The organism is Luteococcus sp. H91 (assembly GCF_038433135.1).
Classification (GTDB): domain Bacteria; phylum Actinomycetota; class Actinomycetes; order Propionibacteriales; family Propionibacteriaceae; genus Luteococcus.
Genome location: NZ_JBCDMV010000008.1, coordinates 243,871 through 263,536, shown reverse-complemented (window position 1 = coordinate 263,536; position 19,666 = coordinate 243,871). Strand labels below are relative to the sequence as shown.

Here is a 19,666-nt window from a genome sequence, read left to right as displayed (position 1 = left end):
CCTCCCCCCCCCCCCCCCCCCCCTTCCCCTCCCCCCCCCCCCCCCCCCCCCGGCGCTGTGGTGGGTTATGCGATGAACAGCGCCTACGTCCAGGACTGGGAGGCGCAGAGTTTCTCCGAGGGGTGGACCGACCGGCTGGGGGTGCGGCCGGCCTGGCGAGGGCACAATGTGGGTTCCGCGCTGTTGATCGCCTCCATGCGCACCTTCCTGGACGCTGGTCTGGACGGTGCGGGGCTGGGAGTCGACACCTCGGATCCCGACGGCGCACTGGAGTTGTTCGAGTCCGTTGGCTACGAGTCCGAGGAAATGGTGGTGCTCTACGGGCGCGAGTTAGAGGCTACGGCCACCAGCGGGTAGCATTGCCCGGCAGGATTTTCCACGAGAGGTGAGGTTGACGCATGAGCGGTCACTCCAAATGGGCCACGACGAAGCACAAGAAGGCCGTCATCGATGCCAAGCGCGGCAAGCTGTTCGCCAAGCTGATCAAGAACATCGAGGTCGCGGCACGCGTCGGCGGCGGTGATCCTGGCGGAAACCCGACCCTCTTCGATGCGATCCAGAAGGCCAAGAAGAACTCGGTTCCCAATGACAACATCGATCGCGCCGTCAAGCGTGGTTCCGGTGTCGGTGCCGACGCGGTCAACTACGAGACCATCATGTACGAGGCCTACGGCCCCGCCGGCGTTGCCATCCTGATCGAGTGCCTGACCGACAATCGCAACCGCGCGGTCTCCGAGGTGCGCGTCGCGGTCACCCGCAATGGCGGCACCATCGCCGACGGTGGTTCGGTCCAGCGCCTGTTCGAGCGCAAGGGCGTCGTCACCGTCGCCAAGACCCAGGAAGTGCCCAGTGAGGGTCGCAAGACCGAGACCCGCGAGGTCACCGAGGACGAGCTGCTCGAGGCCACCATCGAGGCCAATGTCGAGGATGTCAGCGACAATGGTGACGAGTTCGAGCTGGTCAGCGACCCCAACGACATGGTCGACGTCCGCAAGGCCGTGCAGGCCGCCGGCATCGACTACAACTCCGCCGACGTCGCCTTCGTCGCCAGCTTCGGTCAGGTGATCGACGACATGGAAACCGTGGAGAAGGTGGAGAGGATCGTCGACGCCCTGGAGGAGTCCGACGACGTGCAGAATGTCTACACCAATGTCGAGCTCAGCCCCGAGCTGCAGGCGAAGGTCGACGCCGAGGACTGATCCGGCACCAGCGCATCCCAGCCCCGGTTCCTCCTGTGGGAACCGGGGCTGCGCTGTTCCTGCGCGGCCGGCCGTGTCGTTGTCTTGGCCAACCGCGGTCCGGAGCATGTCCGGCGACCCCGCCCGGCCTCTGGTCCAGCAGTGACCCTGATTGCCGTGTGCACTTCGCGACGCTCCCGGTCACGTCGCGCGCTGGTGGTCCTTGGGGCGGCAAGGACCTGTGGCGCGAAGTCCCACGGGTGAGTGTTTGGCGCGAAGTCAGGCGGCCGGGTGGCGCTGCAGCTGGCGGGCCAGGGTGCAGGCCTGGCGGAAGTCCATGCGCAGTCGCCCCGGGTCCAGATTGGACTCGTCCAGGATGAGGGTCCACCAGCCGGATTCTGCCCAGGTCTAGATCCAGCGCTGGTGACCCACATGGTCCTTGGCCAGACCCATCCCCAGTACCTGCCCGCTGTCCGGATCAGACAACATCCCGCAAGTCCAGTTCGGGTCAGAGGAAGGGGACGGTAGCCAGTTCGTTGCTGTGCCGATCCGTCACCTCCGAGTGGACCAAGGGGCGCGGCAAGGGTGCGTCGATCATCGTGGCGCGCAGCAGGGATTCGATCAAGGAGCCGGCCCTGGCGTTTCCCGCGGCCACGGCTCGTCGAGCCGCGTTGTTGCCGGGCCGCCGGAGGCCGCGGGTCACGCTGGCTCGTACATCCCGGCGCGAAGTGCCAAGCCACAGCGCGTGATCGACCACTGCGAGCCCCTCGGCGAAGCCCGCATTCCGGGCGATGTCCACAGCCGTTCGCGCCATGGAGGTGACGGGGAGCCCGTCCACCGTCACCACCTCCTCGTGTGGGGGGGGGAGCCCGGAGGGTGTGCACCGATTGCCGGTCATGGCCACCACCGGTGCCCGGTCGGGTGAGCCAGACCCGGTCGAGGTGACGTGGCGACACCCGCAGACGGTGCAGTGCTGCCGCTGACCGTGACTCACGACAGCCTCGGCTCGGGCCTGCACCGGTAGCGAGTTGACCAGGGCGTTCACCACGTGCCGATGTGCCTCTCGAGGGTTGAACGCGGGGTCCGTGGAGTAGATGCCGCGGGCGACGCGGGTGAGGTTGCCGTGCGCGCAGAGCCGCGCGATGGCCTGCTTGCTGAGCTCTAGCGCGTGCAGTTCCGCGGTGGTGACAAGGCAGGTGGTCGGGTCGTCAGAGTGTTGGGTGGCAGGGGTCATGGCGCCATTCGACCTGCGGGTTTGCCCGGTCATGCGGGAACGTTGCTCGGCCCGGTGTGGCTCGGTCCGGTGTCCCTCGGTCCGGTGTCCCTCGGTCAGGTGTGGCTGGGGCGACGCGGGGTGGGCGACTTCCAGTTGAACTTGATCGCGGCCAGGCGAAGGCCGCAGACAAGTGCCATCAAGGCCCACTGAACCCAGTGGCCGAGGGTGGTATGCAGCAGCACGGGGGAGCCGCCCAGCTGGATTCGCGCGGCCGTGTCGGTGAGGAAGGCGCCGAGCAGGGCCGGCAGGGCGTAGAGCTCCGCGCCGAAGATTCCCGGAACCTGCCCGGCCATCACGTCGCGCAGCAACCCGCCACCGGCCGCGGTGATGACGCCCACCAGGATCGCCTCCATCCCGGGGCGGCCAGCAACGATCGCGGTCATGGTGCCGGTGATGGCGAAGGCGCCCAGACCGATGGCGTCGGCAACCAGCACCACGCGGCGCAGCTTCTCGAGCGTGCCCTCGAACCAGAAGGTCACCAGCCCGGCCAGCAGGGCGGTGACCACCAGCGGCAGGTTGGTGATGTTCGACGGGGGAGTGATGCCCAGCAGAAGGTCGCGGACGATGCCTCCGCCGAGGGCGGTGACCAGGGCCAGGGTGAGGATGCCGAAGATGTCGAAGTGCCGGCGCACCCCAACCAGGCCCCCGGACAGGGCGAAGGCGAACACACCGACGAAATCGAGCAGCAGCACCAGGGCAGCCTACTGGAGTAGGATTCCGAACGCGTGTTCGACAATGCCTCGACAGGCTCTACCCAACCCCGGCGGCCGAGCCCGTCGAGGCCCGGGATCGTGATGACGTTGATGGGGAGGTGTGGGAATGCGGGTGCTGGGAGTTGACCCAGGGCTGACCAGGTGCGGGATCGGCATCGTGGAGGGCACTGCGGGCCGGCCTCTGGGCTTGGCGGCCGTGGGGGTGGTGCGCACCCCGCATGACCTGGACCACGCCAAACGACTGCTCCGGATCCATGACGGGATCGAGGAATGGGTCACCAGCTACCGGCCCGACGCGATCGCCGTCGAACGGGTCTTCGCCCAGCACAACCTGGAATCGGTCACCGGCACCAGCCAGGCGGCCGGGATCGCGATGCTGATCGCTGCCCGGCACGGCATTCCCGTCGCGCTCCACACCCCCAGCGAGGTCAAGGCCGCCATCACCGGATCCGGGCGGGCGGACAAGGCGCAGGTGGGCACCATGGTGGCGCGCATCCTGAAACTCGGCGAACCGCCGAAACCCGCCGACGCCGCGGACGCGGTTGCCCTGGCCATCTGCCACATCTGGCGGGGCACCGCCACCAGTCGCTATGCCGAGGCGGTGGAGAAGGCCGCCAGGGCCCGGACCGTTCGGGGAGCGACCACACCAACCAGGAGAGTCCCATGATCAGCCACCTCACCGGTCAGGTCACCGCCATCGGTGCCACCTACGTCGTGCTCGATGTCAACGGCTTCGGGATGAAGACCCTGTGCACCCCGGGCACCGCAGCGTCGGTCCGGCTGGGTGCCAGCACCACCCTGCAGACCTCCATGGTGGTGCGGGAAGACTCGATGACCCTCTACGGCTTCCAGAGCGCCGACGAGCGCGACCTGTTCGAGCTGGTGCAGTCCGCCAGCGGGATCGGCCCCAAGATCGCCCAGGCCGTGGTCAGCGTGATGAGCCCCGATGACTTCCGGGCCGCCATCGCCAGCGAGAACCTGGTTGCCCTGACCAAGGTGCCGGGGATCGGCCGCAAGGGCGCGGAGAAGATCGTGATCGAGCTGCGGGACAAGGTGAATGCGCTGGGCGCGGTCAGCGTCCCCACCCCGACCGGCGTCGGCGCGGCCCAGTGGCGCGAACAGGTGGCCGACGGCCTGCAGGGCCTGGGTTGGTCCACCAAGGACGCGGAGGCCGCCTGTGACAGCGTCGCGCACCTGGTGGAGGACGATCCGACGGTGGGGATCGCGGTGCTGATGCGCACGGCGCTGGCCTCGCTGGCACGGAAGTAGGCTTGGGCAGGTGGAACACTCACCGGTTGACCCGCACGCCGAACCCGAGGAACGCGCCGTGGAGGCGGCGCTGCGCCCGTCCAGGCTGGACGAGTTCGAGGGGCAGCCACGGGTGAGCGACCAGCTGGGGCTGGTGTTGGCCGCCGCCCGGCACCGCGGCACCACCCCGGATCATGTGCTGCTCTCCGGCCCGCCCGGGCTGGGCAAGACCACGCTGGCGATGATCATCGCGGCCGAGATGAATGCTCCCCTGCGGATCTCGTCGGGGCCCGCGATCCAGCATGCCGGTGACCTGGCCGCCATCCTCTCCGGATTGAGCGAGGGCGAGGTCTTCTTCCTGGATGAGATCCACCGGATGAGCCGCCCGGCCGAGGAGATGCTCTACCTGGCGATGGAGGACTTCCGGGTGGACGTCGTGGTGGGCAAGGGCCCCGGTGCCACTGCCATCCCGATCGAGATCCCGCCCTTCACCCTGGTCGGCGCCACCACCCGGGCCGGTCTGCTGCCCGGCCCGCTGCGCGATCGCTTCGGCTTCACCGCCCAACTGGACTTCTATCGCTCCGACGCGCTGGAGCACATCGTGCACCGCTCCGCGTCGGTGCTCGACGTCGATCTGGACGCCGACTCGGCCCGGGAGATCGCGCTGCGTTCCCGCGGCACCCCGCGCATCGCCAACCGGTTGCTGCGCCGGGTGCGGGACTATTCACAGGTGCGCCATGCCGGCACGGTCACCCAGCGGATCACCGCCGAGGCATTGGAACTGTACGAGGTGGACCCACTGGGTCTGGATCGCTTGGACCGCGCCGTGCTCGACGCGATCTGCACCAAGTTCGGTGGCGGTCCGGTTGGCCTGTCGACGCTGGCGATCAGTGTGGGGGAGGAGACCGAGACCGTGGAGGAGGTGGCCGAACCCTTCCTGGTGCGGCTCGGCTTCCTGATGCGCACCCCGCGCGGCCGGGTCGCGACCCAGCGCGCCTGGCAACATCTGGGGCTGTCCGCGCCCACGACGCCGGCCCAGGGCTCCGGCCAGGAGGATCTGTTCAGCTGACCGGCTGGGCCACTCGTGGGGTCCGTGCGGCTTGTTGAATCGTCGCCCGGCCGTTGCAGTGGGTACGCTGTCCGTTGGGTCACGCGCGTGCCCCTGACCTTCGATGTCCCATGGAACGGAAACCCGATGACCCCGATGTTCGCCGGCGGTGGCACCACCATCCTTCTGGTGCTGCTCGGACTGCTCATGTTCACCTTCCTGATGCAGCGCCCGCTGAAGAAGCAGATGGCTGCCCAGAATGAACTGCGCGACTCGCTGACCGAGGGCACTCGGGTGCTGCTGACCAGCCAGATCATCGGTACCGTCACCCACGTCGGCGACGAGCAGCTGATCATCGAGATTGCTCCCGGCGTGGAGGTGACCGTGATGAAGCAGGCTGTGATCCGCACCATCGCCCCCGAGGACGAAGAGTTCGAGTTTGCCGACGAGGACGCCCCGTCGGACGAATCCCTCACGCCGATCGGCGAGCCCGAGGTCACCATGACCGGGCCGGTCGGTGCCCCGTCGACGAGTCCCGCGGCCGTCGAGCAGAACACCCCCGAAAGCCCCCGACAGAACTGACCCGCCCCCCGCGGCCTGAGCCCCGTTCAGGAAGTAAGGACAACAACTGTGTCAACCAGTACGAGCCGGTCACATCCCGGCCGCACACTGACGATCTTCGTGCTGATCGCCGCGGCGCTGTACGCGCTGATGGCGGTGGCCCACACCTGGAAGCCCCGGTTGGGTCTTGACCTGGCGGGTGGCTCCACCATCACCCTGACCGCGTCCAATACCAACGGGCAGGGCTCGATCTCCCCGGAGAACCTGGAGCAGGCGCGGATGATCATCCAGAACCGCGTCGACGGTCTGGGCGTCGGTGAGTCCTCGGTGGCCACCCAGGGTGGCAACCACATCGTGGTGAGTGTGCCGAATGTCAGCAGTGACGACCTGACCAACATGGTCGGCGCCACGGCGCAGCTGACCTTCCGCAATGTCTATGCGGTGGAGCCGGTCACCCCGGATCCGTCCGCGCAGCCGTCGGCCACCGCCTCGGGGGAGGCCACCCCGGGCGCATCGGCCACCCCCGGAGCCTCGGCCAGCCCCAGCACCGCCCCCTCCGCGCCCGGACTGCCGACCGTCGCGCCCAAACCGGTGGACCGCTCCAAGATCAAGTCGACCGGTCAGGTGCTCGACCTCAAGACGGCAATGGCCTTCGAACCGTCGGCCGATGTCCGGGCGGACTTCGCCAAGTTCACCTGCCAGGAGGAGTACCCGGACAATCCGGACCTGCCGCTGCTCACCTGCGACCGCGAGGGCACCGCCAAGTACCTGCTCGGCCCGGTCGTCGTCGAAGGCAAGAATGTGAAGAACGCCACCGCTGGCGTCCCGCAGGGACAGCTGCAGGTGGCCGTCGACCTGACGTTCAACGACAAGGGCAAGTCCGACTTCGGCACCGTCACCACCGCGCTGGTCAGCAAGCAGCAGCCGATGAACCAGAATGCGATCGTGCTGGACTCCAAGGTGGTCTCCGCGCCCGCGATCCAGTCGGCCATCCTCAACGGTCAGGCACAGATCACCGGATCCTTCACCCAGAAGTCCGGTCAGGACCTGGCCAATGTGCTGAACTACGGTGCCCTGCCGCTGAAATTCGACGTCTCCGAGGTGCAGACCGTCAGCCCCACCCTGGGCGGCGAGCAGCTGCGGGCCGGCATCATCGCCGGCGTCATCGGCCTGTTGCTGGTGGTGGGCTACTCCTTCCTGTACTACCGCGGCCTGGGCATCATCGTGGTCGGCTCGCTGGTGGTCGCGACGATCATCACCTGGGCCACCATGAGCCTGCTGGGTGAGGCGATGGGCTTCGCGCTGAACCTGCCCGGCATCGCGGGCGCGATCATGGCGATCGGCGTCACCGCCGACTCCTTCATCATCTACTTCGAACGGATCCGCGACGAGATCCGCGACGGTCGCAGCCTGCGCTCGGCCATCGAGACCGGCTGGCAGAAGGCCCGCGGCACCATCGTGATCGCCGACGGCGTGTCCCTGTTGAGCGCCGTCGTCCTCTTCGTGCTGGCCGTCGGTGCCGTGAAGGGCTTCGCCTTCACCCTGGGGTTGACCACCCTGATCGACCTGGCCATCGTCTGGTGGTTCACCAAGCCGCTGATGAGCCTGCTGGGACGCACCAAGTTCTTCGGCCAGGGGCACAAGTGGTCGGGCCTGGACGCCGAGCACATGGGTGTCAGCCGCAATTCGCTGCTGGGCATCCGATCCCGGGAACCACGGCACCGATCCACCCGCTCCACCCGCGGCGCTCGTCCCCGTCGCGGTGACGCCGCTACCACCAGTACCGAGGAGGCCTGATGAGCACCGCCCACGTCCCCAGCGACGAGCAGCTCTCCGGCGAGACCGTCGCCAACACCGACTCCCACGGCAAGAAGCTGGGCATTGCCCACCGGCTGTACACCGGCGACGTCTCCTGGGACTTCATCGGCCGACGCAAGCTCTTCTTCCTGATCTCCGGTGCGATCATCGCCATCGCCCTCGGCTCGCTGCTGCTGCAGGGGCTGAAGCTCGGCATCGAGTTCAAGGGTGGCGCGGATTTCACCGCACCGGTCGCGGTGAACGCGCAGACCGTGGACACCATGCGCGAGGCCGTCGAGAGCACCAAGCTGGACAATCTGGACTCCACCCAGGTGCTCACCGTCGGCGAGAGCCAGGTGAAGGTGCAGACCCGCACCCTGAGCACCGACGAGGTGACCAAGGTTCGTGGCGCGATCGCCAAGGCAGCTGGCACCACCAACGAGAAGGTCGCCTACTCCCTGATCGGCGCCTCCTGGGGCAAGCAGATCACCGAGAAGGGCGTGCAGGCGCTGGTGGTCTTCCTGAGCCTGGTCAGCCTGCTGATCTGGGCCTACTTCCGCGACTGGAAGATGTCGGTTGCCGCCATCGTCGCCCTCATCCATGACCTGATCGTGACCGTCGGCATCTACTCACTGGTGGGCTTCACCGTGACCCCCGCGACCCTGATCGGCGTTCTCACCATCCTGGGCTACTCGCTGTATGACACGGTGGTGGTCTTCGACAAGGTGCGGGAGAACGTCAAGGGCCTGACCAGCCAGCGTCGCAGCTACTCCGAGGCGGCCAATGCCGCGGTCAACCAGGTGCTGGTGCGGTCGCTGAACACCACGATCATCGGCGTGCTGCCGGTCGCGGCCCTGCTGTTCACCGGCATCTTCGTGCTGGGTTCCGGGCCGCTGAAGGACCTGGGCCTGGCGATGTTCGTCGGCATGATCGCCGGCGCCTACTCGTCGATCTTCATCGCCACGCCGCTGCTGGCCTGGCTGAAGGAGCGGGAGCCCAGGATGAAGGAACATCGCGCCAAGCTGGAGCGTCGTGCCCAGCGGCACGCCTCGCGTACCGAGGCCGGGGCGGCTGCCGCCGCCGCGGGTACCTCCGTCGCACCCCTGGCGGAGACCGTCCGCACCCAGCGCACCCGCACCACGCGGGCATCGCGCAAGAACAAGTGAAAGAACGAAGGTAGAACCATGACCGACGATCGCGCCCTGATCCAGTCGCTGATCACCGATGTCCCGGACTTCCCGAAGCCGGGCGTCACCTTCAAGGACATCACGCCCCTGCTGGCCTCCCCGCAGGGCTTCAAGGCGGCCATCGACCAGCTGGTGGCCTGCGCCCCCGGCGAGATCGACGTCGTGGTCGGCATGGAGGCCCGCGGCTTCATCTTCGCCGCGCCGGTCGCCGTCGCCCTGGGCGCCGGCTTCGTCCCGGTCCGCAAGCCGGGCAAGCTGCCCCGCCCGGTCTACGAGGAGGCCTTCGCCCTGGAATACGGCACCGAGACCCTCACCATGCATCGCGATGCGATCAAGCCGGGTGCCCGAGTGATGGTCGTCGACGACGTGCTGGCAACTGGCGGTACGATCGGCGCCACGGCAAAGCTGTTGAAGAAGCTCGACGTCAACCTGGTGCACGTCGCCGTGGTGATGGAACTCAGCTTCCTCAACGGCCACGCCGCGCTGGACGACAGCGGTATCGACTCGTACAGCGCCATCCTGACCGTCTGAGCCCGTCGGGTTCACTGAAGAAGCTGGAGGCCCCGGTGAGCACCAACGGCGTCTACGGACCCTACACTCAGGGGGCCTCCACCCCGTCGAGTCCACTGTCCGCGGCGCAGGACCGGTTCACGACCGGTCCGGAGGCGCCGCGGATGCGGATGCGGCAGCGGCTGGCCCGGTTGGGTGCCCCGAAGTCGCCGACCTCGGCGGTGCTCGACCCGCTGTTCAAGGTGGTGCGGGCCAACCATCCCAAGGCGGATCTGGCGCTGCTGGAGCGGGCCTACAACACCGCCGAGCACTACCACCGGGGTCAGACCCGCAAGTCGGGCGACCCCTACATCACCCACCCGCTGGCGGTCACCACGATCCTGGCCGAGCTGGGCATGACCGAACCGACGCTGGTCGCCGCGCTGCTGCATGACACCGTCGAGGACACGTCGTACACGATGGAGCAGCTCACCGCCGACTTCGGCGACGAGGTGGCGCTGCTGGTGGACGGCGTCACCAAGCTGGACAAGGTCACCTATGGTGAATCCGCCAAGGCGGAGACGCTGCGCAAGATGGTGATCGCGATGAGCCGCGACATCCGGGTGCTGGTGATCAAGCTGGCTGACCGGCTGCACAACATGCGCACCTTGAGCTTCCTGCGGCCGGACAAGCAGGCCCGGATCGCCAAGGAGACGCTGGAGATCTTCGCCCCGCTGGCCCACCGGCTGGGCATGAACTCCGTCAAGTGGGAGTTGGAGGACCTGTCCTTCGCCGCGATGCATCCCAAGATCTACGACGAGATCGTCCGGCTGGTGGCCGACGAGGCGCCGCAGCGGGAACGCCAGCTGCGCGAGGTGAAGACGCAGGTGGAGCTGGATCTGGCCGCCGCCAACATCCACGCAACGGTCTACGGCCGTCCCAAGCACTACTACTCGATCTACCAGAAGATGGAGGTGCGCGGCCGTGAGTTCAAGGACATCTATGACCTGGTGGGTCTGCGCATCCTGGTGGACACCCCGCGGGACTGCTACGCGGCGCTGGGCGTGATGCACGTGCGTTGGAACCCCCTGCCGGGGCGTTTCAAGGACTACATCGCGATGCCCAAGTTCAACATGTACCAGAGCCTGCACACGACGGTGGTGGGGCCGGGCGGCAAGCCCGTCGAGCTGCAGATCCGCACCTACGAGATGCACCGCCGCGCCGAGTACGGCGTCGCAGCCCACTGGAAGTACAAGGAGGCGCTGCGCAATCCGGTGGCCGGTACCGCCTCCGAGGCGGAGGGCACCGACCTCAGCTGGGTGCACAACCTCAACCAGTGGAGCAAGGAGACCGAGGATCCCAGCGAATTCCTGGACTCACTGCGTTTTGAGATCAACTCCACCGAGGTCTACGTGTTCACGCCCAAGGGCGACGTCCGAGCCCTGCCCGCGGGGGCGACGCCGGTGGACTTCGCCTACGCCGTGCACACCCAGGTGGGTGCCCGCTGCATCGGCGCCCGGGTCAACGGCCGACTGATCCCGCTGGAGTCCAAGCTCAACAATGGCGACATGGTGGAGATCCTCACCAGCAAGGACGAGAATGCGGGCCCCAACCGGGACTGGCTGCACTTCGTCGTCAGCCCCCGGGCCCGCAGCAAGATCAAGGCGCACTTCACCAAGGAACGCCGCGAGGAGTCGATCGAGCGTGGCAAGGACGAGCTCGGTCGGCAGATGAAGAAGTCCGGCCTGCCGCTGCAGCGGATCTTCACCGCGGAACACCTGACCGCCGTCGCCGACGCCCTGAAACTGGGTGACATCCCCAGCCTGTATGCGGCCATCGGTGAGCAGTCGGTCAGCGCGCAGGCCGTGGTGCACCGGCTGATCACCCTGGCCGGGGGCGTGGAGGCGGCCGCCGAGGAGTCGCTGGAGGAGGCGCCGATGGGGCGGCGTCGCCGCTCGCACACGGCTCGCTCCGAGAGCGGCGTGATCGTCGCGGGGGATCCCGATGTCTACGTCAAACTGGCCAAGTGTTGCACCCCGATGCCCGGCGACGAGATCCTGGGCTTCGTCACCCGCGGCGAGGGGGTCAGCGTGCACCGTCGCGATTGCACCAATGCCGGCAACCTGCTGAACAATCCCGAACGGATCGTGCAGGTGGAGTGGGACAAGTCCGGCAGCACCGGCTACCTGGTCAACATCCAGATCGAGGGGCTGGACCGGCAGGGCGCCTTTGCCGACATCAGTCGGGTGATGGCCGAGCAGCACCTGAACATCATCCAGGGCACGATGAATGCCTCCAAGGGGCAGCTGTACAAGGTGCGGCTCACCTTCGAGTCGCCCGATCCGTCGCACCTGGAACATGTGCTGGGGCACCTGCGCAAGATCCCCGGCGTGTACGACGTCTACCGGGTCCGTTCCTGACCGCCCGCCGCCGGTTCCCCCGAGGAGCCAGGGTGCCCGAGCACTCGGCCAGCCACGGTCCCCGAGCCTGTCGAGGGGAAGCGAACAGCCCCACGACCTGGCCGGTCGGGGGCTGTTCGTCCGAAGGGTGTGAGGTGGCTCAGGCCTTGAACTCGTCCAGGGCCTTCTGCGCCTGATCCAGCAGGGACTGGTTGAAGGCGATCGACTCGCGGGCCTCCTTGGCCTTCTTGTCCTTGCCCTCGGCCTCGAGCTTCTCGGCCTGCTTGGTCAGCTTCTCGATCTGGCTGGTGAACATGGCGACGGTGTCGGCGGCACGCTGGCGGGCCTCCGGATCGGTGCGCCGCCACTCCTCGGCCTCCGCGTCCTTCACCGCGGATTCCAGCTTGCGCACCCGTGCGTCCAGCGGACGGATCGCGTCGCGCGGCACCTTGCCGTACTCGTTGAACTTGGCCAGGAAGTCGCGGAACTGGGCGCGGGCGGTGGCCAGGTCGGTCACCGGAAGGATGGTCTGCTCGGCCTCGTCCAGCAGGGCCTGCTTGGCCTGCTGGTTGCCGATGAACTCCTGGTCCTGCTCGGCAAGGGCGGCGTCGCGGGCCGCGAAGAACTCGTCCTGGATGCCGCGGAAGGTGGCCCACAGCTTGTCGTCCTCGGCGCGGGGAGCGGAGCCGGCGGCCTTCCACCGGGTCATCAGGTCACGGAAGGCACCCGCGGTGGGGCCCCAGTCGGTGGAGGTGGCCAGCGGGCGGGCCTCCTCGATGATCTGCTCCTTGAGCTGCTTGGCGCCCTCCCGCTTGGCATTCTGCTCGGCGAACTGGGCCTTGCGCCGACGGGTGTAGGTGGTGCGGGCACTGGAAAAGCGGTGCCACAGGGCGTCGTCGGTGGCGCGATCGATCCGGGGGAGCGCCTTCCATTCCTCCAGCAGGGCCCGGAAACGGTTCACCCCTCCACGCCAGTCATTGCCCTGGGCCAACTTCTCGGCCTCGGCAACCATCCGCTCCTTCTCCGCCTTGGCCGCCTCCGCGGCCTTCGCCTTCTCCGCCTTCTTTGCCTCGGCCGCGGCGTCCAGGGCGGGCGCCAGGGCATCCAGTCGGGTCAGCAACGACGCCAGATCGCCGACGGCGTTCGCGTCGGTGATGGAGGTGCGATGGGCACTGATGGACTTGCGGGCCTCCTCAACACCCACGGTTCCCGACTTCACACGGGCTTCCAGCAACCCCACCTCGGTTTCGAGGGTCTGGAAGCGGCGCACATAGAAGGCGAGGGCTTCGGAGGGATCGACATCGGGGACCTGGCCAACCCGTCGCTCACCATCGGCGGTGATCACATAGACGGTGCCATCGTCTTCAACGCGACCGAACGGGTTCGGACCTGCAGTTTCGCTCATGGTTCCATCTTGCCCGATATGGTGCCAGTTGTGCTCATTGCCTCATTTCCGGCCGGCCCCTGGCAGGCCAACTGTTATCTGCTCGCTCTCCAGGAGGGCGGACCGTGCGTCGTGGTCGACCCCGGCGTCGACGCCGCCGACGGCGTCCGTCAGGGGCTGAAGCAGTACGGCCTCAGCCTGGCCGGGGTGCTGCTCACCCATGGTCACGTCGACCACGTGGCCGCCGCGGCCAGCGTCGCCGACGAGGCCGGGGTGCCGGTCTGGGTGCACGAGGCCGACGTCGACCTGCTGCAGTACCCGCTGCGCGCATTGGGCGACGAGGCCCGGCCGATCCTGGAGAGCCTGTACGGCAGCACCGAGTTCACCCCGCCCGCCGACGTGCGGCACTACGAGGGCGATGTCAGCGTGGCCGGCATCCGCTTCGCCACCCGGCACGCGCCGGGCCACACTCCCGGCTGCACTCTGCTGCTGCCGGAGCTGGACGAGCACCAGCTGGTCTTCACCGGCGACGTCGTCTTTGCCGGTTCGATCGGCCGCACCGACCTCCCGCGTGGCGACGGCTACGTGATGGCCAGTAGCCTTGCCACCCAGGTGCTTCCCCTGCCCGACGAGGCGCACCTGCTGCCCGGCCACGGCCCCACCACCACGATGGCCACCGAGCGGATGACCAACCCGTGGCTGCAGCCCGACCGTTTGGTGGCGCTGCAGAACCCGAATGCTGATGGAAGTGATCTGTGATGGCCCGTCCCAAGCCGCTGAGCGGTTTCCCCGAATTCCTGCCCGCTGGGCGGATGGTGGAACAGCGAGTGCTCGACATCCTGCGCGAGACCTTCGAGCTGCACGGCTTCGCCAACATCGAGACCCGTGCCGTGGAGACCATGGAGACGCTGACCCGCAAGGGTGAGATCACCAAGGAGGTCTACGTGGTGCGGCGCCTGCATGCCGACGAGGCCCAGCCGGAGAAGGACGACCTGGGCTTGCACTTCGACCTGACCGTGCCCTTCGCCCGTTACGTGCTGGAGAATGCCGGCCACCTGGTCTTCCCCTTCCGCCGCTACCAGATCCAGAAGGTCTGGCGCGGCGAGCGCCCGCAGGAGGGCCGCTACCGCGAATTCCTGCAGGCCGACATCGACATCGTCGCGCAGGACACGCTGGCCCCGCACTTCGACGTCGAGGCGCCGATCGTCATGCTGGCCGCCCTGGAGCGGATGCACACCGAGCTGGGGCTGCCGCAGGCCCTGATGCACGTCAACAACCGCAAGCTGGCCGAGGGCTTCTACCGCGGCCTGGGAATCGAGAACACCCTCGATGTGCTGCAGCGGGTGGACAAGTTCGACAAGATCGGCGGCGACGCCGTCGCGGAACTCCTGGTCGACGAGCTGGGGTTGAGCGCCGAGGTGGCGGCCAAGTGCGTTGCGCTGGCCGGCATCTGCACCCCGGACGACTCCTTCGTGGAGCAGGTACGCGCCCTTGGCGTCGAGCACGAGATGCTGGACGAGGGCCTGGCGGCGCTGCGGGCCGTGGTCAATGCCGCCAACAAACGGGTGCCGGGCCGGATCGTCGCGGACCTCAAGATCGCCCGCGGCCTGGACTACTACACCGGCACCGTCTACGAGACCGAGCTGGTGGGCCACGAGAAGCTTGGCTCGATCAGCTCGGGTGGCCGCTACGACTCGCTGGCCAGCGACGGCAAGGTCACCTTCCCCGGCGTCGGGATCTCGCTGGGCGTCACCCGGCTGCTCGGCCCGCTGATCACCAAGGGCCAGATCAACGCATCGCGTAGCGTGCCCAGCGCCGTGCTGGTGGCCGTCGACGACGAGGAGACCCGCCCGGTGGCCGAAGAGGTGGCGGCCGCGCTGCGTGCCCGCCGGATCCCGTGCGAGGTGGCGCCCAAGGCGGACAAGTTCGGCAAGCAGATCAAGCATGCCGACCGTCGGGGGATCCCCTTCGTCTGGTTCGGCGGCCCGCACGGCCAGGTCAAGGACATCCGCTCCGGGGAGCAGACCGACGCCGACGCCGAGTTCTGGATGCCGGCCGAGCAGGACCTGCATCCCCGGATCACGATGGGCGACTGAGGAGCCAGCATGAAGGCCATCATCGTTGCGTTGGTGGGCGTCGCCATCATGACGACGGTGCTGGTGAGCTTCTTCTGGTGGCTGCGCCGCCGAGACCTGGTGCACCACTTCATCGCCGACCACGACTTCGTGCACTGGGTTGACGTCTTCCGGCTGGAGGGGCGCAGTTTCGGTTCGCAGACTGTCGGGCACGCCCGGCGCTGCTACCGCGCGCTGGCCGACGGCCTGCCGGTGGAGCTGGTGGTGGAGGAATTGCCCGTCGGACACGCCCACCGGCAGCGCTGGCTGCTGGCCGCGCGGGTGCCGCAAGGGACTGCCTTCGCGGTGACCGCCGACGGGGTGGAGGGCACCCTGCCCGAGGTGCTGGACGCGCCGCTGCACCTGGCTCACCGCGACCAGCGGATCGACGCCGTGCTGTGCGAACACGGGTTGCTGCTGGTGCGCCTGGTCACGGTGCGGGGCCTGGAACCCGGGCTGGCGCTGCTGCGGGAATGCGTCGAGCGGTTGAGGTCTGCCGGTCGCTGAACCGTCGGCCACCCCGGCCGGAAAGTCGGTCGAGTACTGTCGGGGGCATGCCCTAGGCTGGAGGCTGCTCAGCCGCGCACCGTCTATGCGCGGCCCAGAAAGGAATACGCATGCTGCGCACCCATGAGGCCGGGATCCTGTCCAAGGCCGACGTCGGAACCACTGTCACCCTCGCCGGATGGGTCGCCAAGCGGCGTGACCACGGCGGCGTGGCCTTCATCGACCTGCGCGACGCCTCGGGCATCTGCCAGGTCGTCGTGCGCGACGAGTACCTGGCCAAGGCCGGCATCCACGACCTGCGCAACGAGTTCTGCATCAAGGTGACCGGCGTCGTCGACGCCCGGACCGAGGAGAACATCAACCCGAACATCGCCACCGGTGAGATCGAGGTCGCCATCCGCGAGCTCGAGGTGCTGAACGCTGCCGCGACGCTGCCCTTCCAGATCGACGAGCGCACCGGCGTCGGCGAGGACGCGCGCCTGAAGTACCGCTACCTGGACCTGCGTCGGCCCCGCATGCACGACGCGATGGTGCTGCGCTCCCAGGTGACCCACACCATCCGTCGCGTGCTCGACGAGGCGAAGTTCTACGACGTCGAGACCCCGACGCTGACCCGCTCCACCCCCGAGGGTGCCCGCGACTTCCTGGTGCCGGCCCGTCTGCACCCGGGCAGCTGGTACGCCCTGCCGCAGAGCCCCCAGCTCTTCAAGCAGCTCTTGATGGTGGCCGGCATGGAGCGCTACTACCAGATCGCGCGCTGCTACCGCGACGAGGACTTCCGCGCCGACCGCCAGCCCGAGTTCACCCAGCTCGACATCGAGATGAGCTTCGTCGACCAGGACGACGTGATCGCCCTGGCCGAGAAGGTGATGGCCGAGTGTTGGAAGCTGATCGGCGTCGAGATGCCCACCCCGCTGCCGCGGATGACCTGGCACGACGCCATGGACAACTACGGCTCGGACAAGCCCGACCTGCGCTTCGACAACCCGATCCGTGAGGTGACCGAGTTCTTCTCCGAGACGCCCTTCCGCGTTTTCCAGAACCCCTACGTCGGCTGCGTCGTGATGCCCGGCGGTGCCGGGCAGCCCCGTCGCCAGTTCGACGCCTGGCAGGAGTGGGCCAAGCAGCGCGGCGCCAAGGGTCTGGCCTACATCACCGTCGGCGAGGACGGCGAGCTGGGCGGCCCGGTCGCCAAGAACATCTCCGAGACGGAGAAGGCCGGCATCGCCGAGGCCGCAGGCGCCAAGCCCGGCGACTGCATCTTCTTCGCCGCCGGCGAGCGCGAGAGCTCGCAGGAACTGCTGGGCGCCGCACGCCTGGAGATCGGCAAGCGCTGCGGGCTGATCGACGAGGACGCCTGGAGCTTCCTGTGGGTGGTCGACGCCCCGATGTTCAAGTCCACCGCTGCTGCCACTGCTTCCGGCGACGTGGCGCTGGGCAACTCGAAGTGGACGGCCGTGCACCACGCCTTCACCTCGCCCAAGCCGGAGCACCTGGACAATTTCGACACCGACCCGGGCTCCGCACTGTCCTATGGCTACGACTTCGTCTGCAATGGCAACGAGGTGGGCGGCGGCTCGATCCGTATCCACCGGCCCGATGTGCAGCAGCGCGTCTTCAACGTGATGGGTATCAGCGAGGAGGAGGCCAAGGAGAAGTTCGGCTTCCTGCTGGACGCCTTCGCCTTCGGCGCCCCGCCGCACGGCGGCATCGCCTTCGGCCTGGACCGTCTGGTGATGCTGCTGGGCGGTTTCGAGACCATCCGCGACGTGATCGCCTTCCCGAAGTCCGGTGGTGGCTTCGACCCGCTGACCGCCGCCCCGGCGCCGATCACGCCGCAGCAGCGCAAGGAGGCCGGCGTGGACGCGAAGCCGGAGAAGAAGGATGGGTCCGAGAAGAAGGACGCCGAGAAAGCAGGGGCCGCGGACCAGAAGGCCAAGCCCGCCGACCAGAGCTGATCACCCCGTTGTGGCTGCGCCCCGCATGCCTTCGGCATGCGGGGCGCAGCTGCCTCGCGGGGGCGCTCCGGACTGCACGCCCAAGGGGTGAAACCGACGGTCGATCCGGCACGGTAGCGTGGGGCGCATGAACGCTGACCTACCCCCGATCACGTGGATCGACCTGCCGGGCGTGGTGAACATGCGAGACATCGGCGGGAAGCCGACATCCGACGGGGGAGTCACCCGGCATGGCGCCGTCATCCGTACCGACAACCTTCAGGACCTGCCGCCGGAATCCGTGCGCCGCCTGGTGGACGAGTTCGGGGTGACCGACGTCGTCGACCTGCGCACCGATGCGGAGCGCGCCAGCACGGGCGACGGACCGCTCAAGGCCGAGCCGCTCACCTTCCACGAACTCACCCTGTACCGCGAGGACGCCGACGAACACGGCATCCCCGACGACGACGATCCCGAGCCGAACCAACTGCCCTGGCAGGACGAGGAGACGGTGCTGGAACGGCAGAACACCAGCCATGAGGTGCACCTGGCCAACCACTACTTCGGCTACCTGAACGCCCGCCCGGATCATGTCCTGGCCGCCGTCCGGGCGATCGCGTACGCTCCCGGCGCGGTGCTGGTGCACTGTGCCGCCGGCAAGGACCGCACCGGCACCATCATCGCGATGTCCCTGACCGAGGTGGGCGTCGACCGGGAGGCGATCATCGCCGACTACGACGCCACCAACCAGCGGATCGAGCTGATCTTCAACCGGCTGGCCAGCACCGAGACCTACCGTGAGGACATGGCCGGTCAGCAGGTGGCCGACCAGACCACCCCGGCGGCCACGATGCGGATGCTGCTGCAGGCGCTCGACGAGGAGTACGGTACGCCGGAGCAGAGCGGTGTCGCGGCGTGGCTGCGGCAGCATGGCTGGACCGACGAGGACGCCGCCGCACTACGCGCCAAATTGATCGAGGAGAAGATGTGAGCATCCTGCCCAGGGCCTGGGAGGCCACGACCGGCGTCACCATGACCGAGACCAGCATCGACGTGGCCGACGGCCGGATTCCCGCCCGGATCTTCCACCCCGAGGGTGGGACGGGTGCCGGAATCGTGCTGGTGCAGGAGATCTTCGGCGTCAGCAACTACCTCCTGCAGCGCGCCGCGGATCTGGCGGACAAGGGCTGGACGGTGCTGGTGCCCAACCTGTACTGGCGGATCGGCGGCGACGTGCTGCAGGGTGACGAGCCCGACGCCATGCCGCACGCGATGGACCTGCTGGGCCGCAACCCGTGGGACGAGACGGTGGCCGACATCCGCGCCTGCGTCGCGGCTCTGCGCGATCGCCCCGAGGTGGGCGGGGGGACCGAGGCGGGTGGCCGGGTGGCGCTGCTGGGCTTCTGCTACGGCGGTGGCCTGGCCTACGCCGCCTGTTCCGACGTCGAGGGGGCCAGCCGGGCCGACGCGCTGGTCTCCTACTACGGCTCCGCGCTTCCCGATCTGGTGAACAGCATCCCCGTCGTGCAGGTGCCCAGCCTGCACCACTTCGGGGAGGCCGACGAGTACGTGCCCTTCGCCACCGTGCAACAGATCCACCAGGTGGTCACCCAGGGGGCCGACGTTGAGTTCAGCTCCTGGCCGGGGGCCGGGCACGCCTTCGACAATCCGCTGCCGATCTTCCACCATGCCCAAGCCAGCGAGGATGCCTGGCGGGAGACCTATGTCTGGCTGCTGGAGCACCACCCCGACGAGATCGACCGCGTCCCGGCCAGCCGCACACTGTGAGCGAAGACCTCTTCGGCGAGATCCACGGCCCGGCCGGCGG

Annotated in this window: 19 protein-coding genes; 16 read left to right on the top strand and 3 right to left on the bottom strand. The window is 68.1% G+C overall.

Translation table 11 applies throughout. The features are described 5' to 3' along the window. The first annotated feature begins 57 nt into the window (after nt 1-57). Complete coding sequence (locus AAEX57_RS06480) at nt 58-357, top strand: GNAT family N-acetyltransferase (protein WP_342097763.1); 300 nt, start codon at nt 58-60, stop codon at nt 355-357. Between the two features lie 41 nt (nt 358-398). Further along, the gene (locus tag AAEX57_RS06475) at nt 399-1,199 is read left to right on the top strand and encodes a YebC/PmpR family DNA-binding transcriptional regulator (RefSeq protein ID WP_342091322.1); all 801 of its coding nucleotides are present in this window, start codon (nt 399-401) and stop codon (nt 1,197-1,199) included. A 487-nt stretch (nt 1,200-1,686) separates the two neighbouring features. On the opposite strand, the gene AAEX57_RS06470 is transcribed toward AAEX57_RS06475, so the two are convergent. After that, nucleotides 1,687-2,412, bottom strand: coding sequence for a type IV toxin-antitoxin system AbiEi family antitoxin domain-containing protein (locus AAEX57_RS06470; protein ID WP_342091323.1), 726 nt, complete (start codon nt 2,410-2,412; stop codon nt 1,687-1,689). A gap of 95 nt (nt 2,413-2,507) precedes the next feature. Continuing rightward, complete coding sequence (locus AAEX57_RS06465; protein ID WP_342091324.1) at nt 2,508-3,146, bottom strand: trimeric intracellular cation channel family protein; 639 nt, start codon at nt 3,144-3,146, stop codon at nt 2,508-2,510. A gap of 136 nt (nt 3,147-3,282) precedes the next feature. Between AAEX57_RS06465 and ruvC the strand changes: the two genes are divergently transcribed. The 8 genes from ruvC to AAEX57_RS06425 all read left to right on the top strand — a co-directional run bounded on the left by ruvC (nt 3,283) and on the right by AAEX57_RS06425 (nt 11,917). Beyond that, on the top strand, nt 3,283-3,834 hold the full coding sequence (gene ruvC, locus AAEX57_RS06460) for a crossover junction endodeoxyribonuclease RuvC (RefSeq protein ID WP_342091342.1): 552 nt from the start codon (nt 3,283-3,285) through the stop codon (nt 3,832-3,834). Continuing rightward, the gene (ruvA, locus tag AAEX57_RS06455; protein ID WP_342091325.1) at nt 3,831-4,436 is read left to right on the top strand and encodes a Holliday junction branch migration protein RuvA; all 606 of its coding nucleotides are present in this window, start codon (nt 3,831-3,833) and stop codon (nt 4,434-4,436) included. Before ruvC ends, ruvA begins: the two co-directional genes overlap by 4 nt. 10 nt (nt 4,437-4,446) lie before the next feature. Then, nucleotides 4,447-5,484, top strand: a complete 1,038-nt coding sequence (gene ruvB / locus AAEX57_RS06450) for a Holliday junction branch migration DNA helicase RuvB (protein WP_342091326.1) — start codon at nt 4,447-4,449, stop codon at nt 5,482-5,484. 126 nt (nt 5,485-5,610) lie between these two features. Then, complete coding sequence (gene yajC / locus AAEX57_RS06445; protein ID WP_342091327.1) at nt 5,611-6,045, top strand: preprotein translocase subunit YajC; 435 nt, start codon at nt 5,611-5,613, stop codon at nt 6,043-6,045. A gap of 129 nt (nt 6,046-6,174) precedes the next feature. Then, on the top strand, nt 6,175-7,821 hold the full coding sequence (gene secD / locus AAEX57_RS06440; RefSeq protein ID WP_342091343.1) for a protein translocase subunit SecD: 1,647 nt from the start codon (nt 6,175-6,177) through the stop codon (nt 7,819-7,821). After that, a complete protein-coding gene (gene secF, locus AAEX57_RS06435; RefSeq protein WP_342091328.1) occupies nt 7,821-8,987 on the top strand; it encodes a protein translocase subunit SecF in 1,167 nt (388 codons plus the stop codon). The genes secD and secF overlap by 1 nt, the downstream gene beginning before the upstream one ends. 18 nt (nt 8,988-9,005) lie before the next feature. Next, a complete protein-coding gene (locus tag AAEX57_RS06430) occupies nt 9,006-9,539 on the top strand; it encodes an adenine phosphoribosyltransferase (RefSeq protein WP_342091329.1) in 534 nt (177 codons plus the stop codon). Nucleotides 9,540-9,574: 35 nt separating this feature from the next. Next, complete coding sequence (locus tag AAEX57_RS06425; protein WP_446721096.1) at nt 9,575-11,917, top strand: RelA/SpoT family protein; 2,343 nt, start codon at nt 9,575-9,577, stop codon at nt 11,915-11,917. Nucleotides 11,918-12,056: 139 nt separating this feature from the next. Here the strand turns inward: AAEX57_RS06425 and AAEX57_RS06420 are convergent, their stop codons facing one another. After that, a complete protein-coding gene (locus tag AAEX57_RS06420; protein ID WP_342091330.1) occupies nt 12,057-13,301 on the bottom strand; it encodes a DUF349 domain-containing protein in 1,245 nt (414 codons plus the stop codon). A 30-nt stretch (nt 13,302-13,331) separates the two neighbouring features. Here AAEX57_RS06420 and AAEX57_RS06415 point away from each other — a divergent pair, with 30 nt between their 5' ends. The 6 genes from AAEX57_RS06415 (at nt 13,332) to AAEX57_RS06390 (ending at nt 19,626) form a co-directional block, all read left to right on the top strand. Then, entirely contained in the window at nt 13,332-14,039 is a 708-nt protein-coding gene (locus tag AAEX57_RS06415) for an MBL fold metallo-hydrolase (RefSeq protein WP_342091331.1), read from the top strand. Continuing rightward, nucleotides 14,039-15,376 (top strand): histidine--tRNA ligase, encoded by a 1,338-nt coding sequence (hisS, locus tag AAEX57_RS06410; RefSeq protein WP_342091332.1) that lies wholly within the window; start codon nt 14,039-14,041, stop codon nt 15,374-15,376. Before AAEX57_RS06415 ends, hisS begins: the two co-directional genes overlap by 1 nt. 9 nt (nt 15,377-15,385) lie before the next feature. Beyond that, on the top strand, nt 15,386-15,901 hold the full coding sequence (locus AAEX57_RS06405) for a hypothetical protein (RefSeq protein ID WP_342091333.1): 516 nt from the start codon (nt 15,386-15,388) through the stop codon (nt 15,899-15,901). 110 nt (nt 15,902-16,011) lie between these two features. Further along, a complete protein-coding gene (gene aspS / locus AAEX57_RS06400; RefSeq protein ID WP_342091334.1) occupies nt 16,012-17,859 on the top strand; it encodes an aspartate--tRNA ligase in 1,848 nt (615 codons plus the stop codon). 127 nt (nt 17,860-17,986) lie between these two features. Then, entirely contained in the window at nt 17,987-18,829 is an 843-nt protein-coding gene (locus AAEX57_RS06395) for a tyrosine-protein phosphatase (protein WP_342091345.1), read from the top strand. After that, on the top strand, nt 18,826-19,626 hold the full coding sequence (locus AAEX57_RS06390) for a dienelactone hydrolase family protein (protein WP_342091346.1): 801 nt from the start codon (nt 18,826-18,828) through the stop codon (nt 19,624-19,626). Before AAEX57_RS06395 ends, AAEX57_RS06390 begins: the two co-directional genes overlap by 4 nt. The last annotated feature ends 40 nt before the right edge of the window (nt 19,627-19,666 follow it).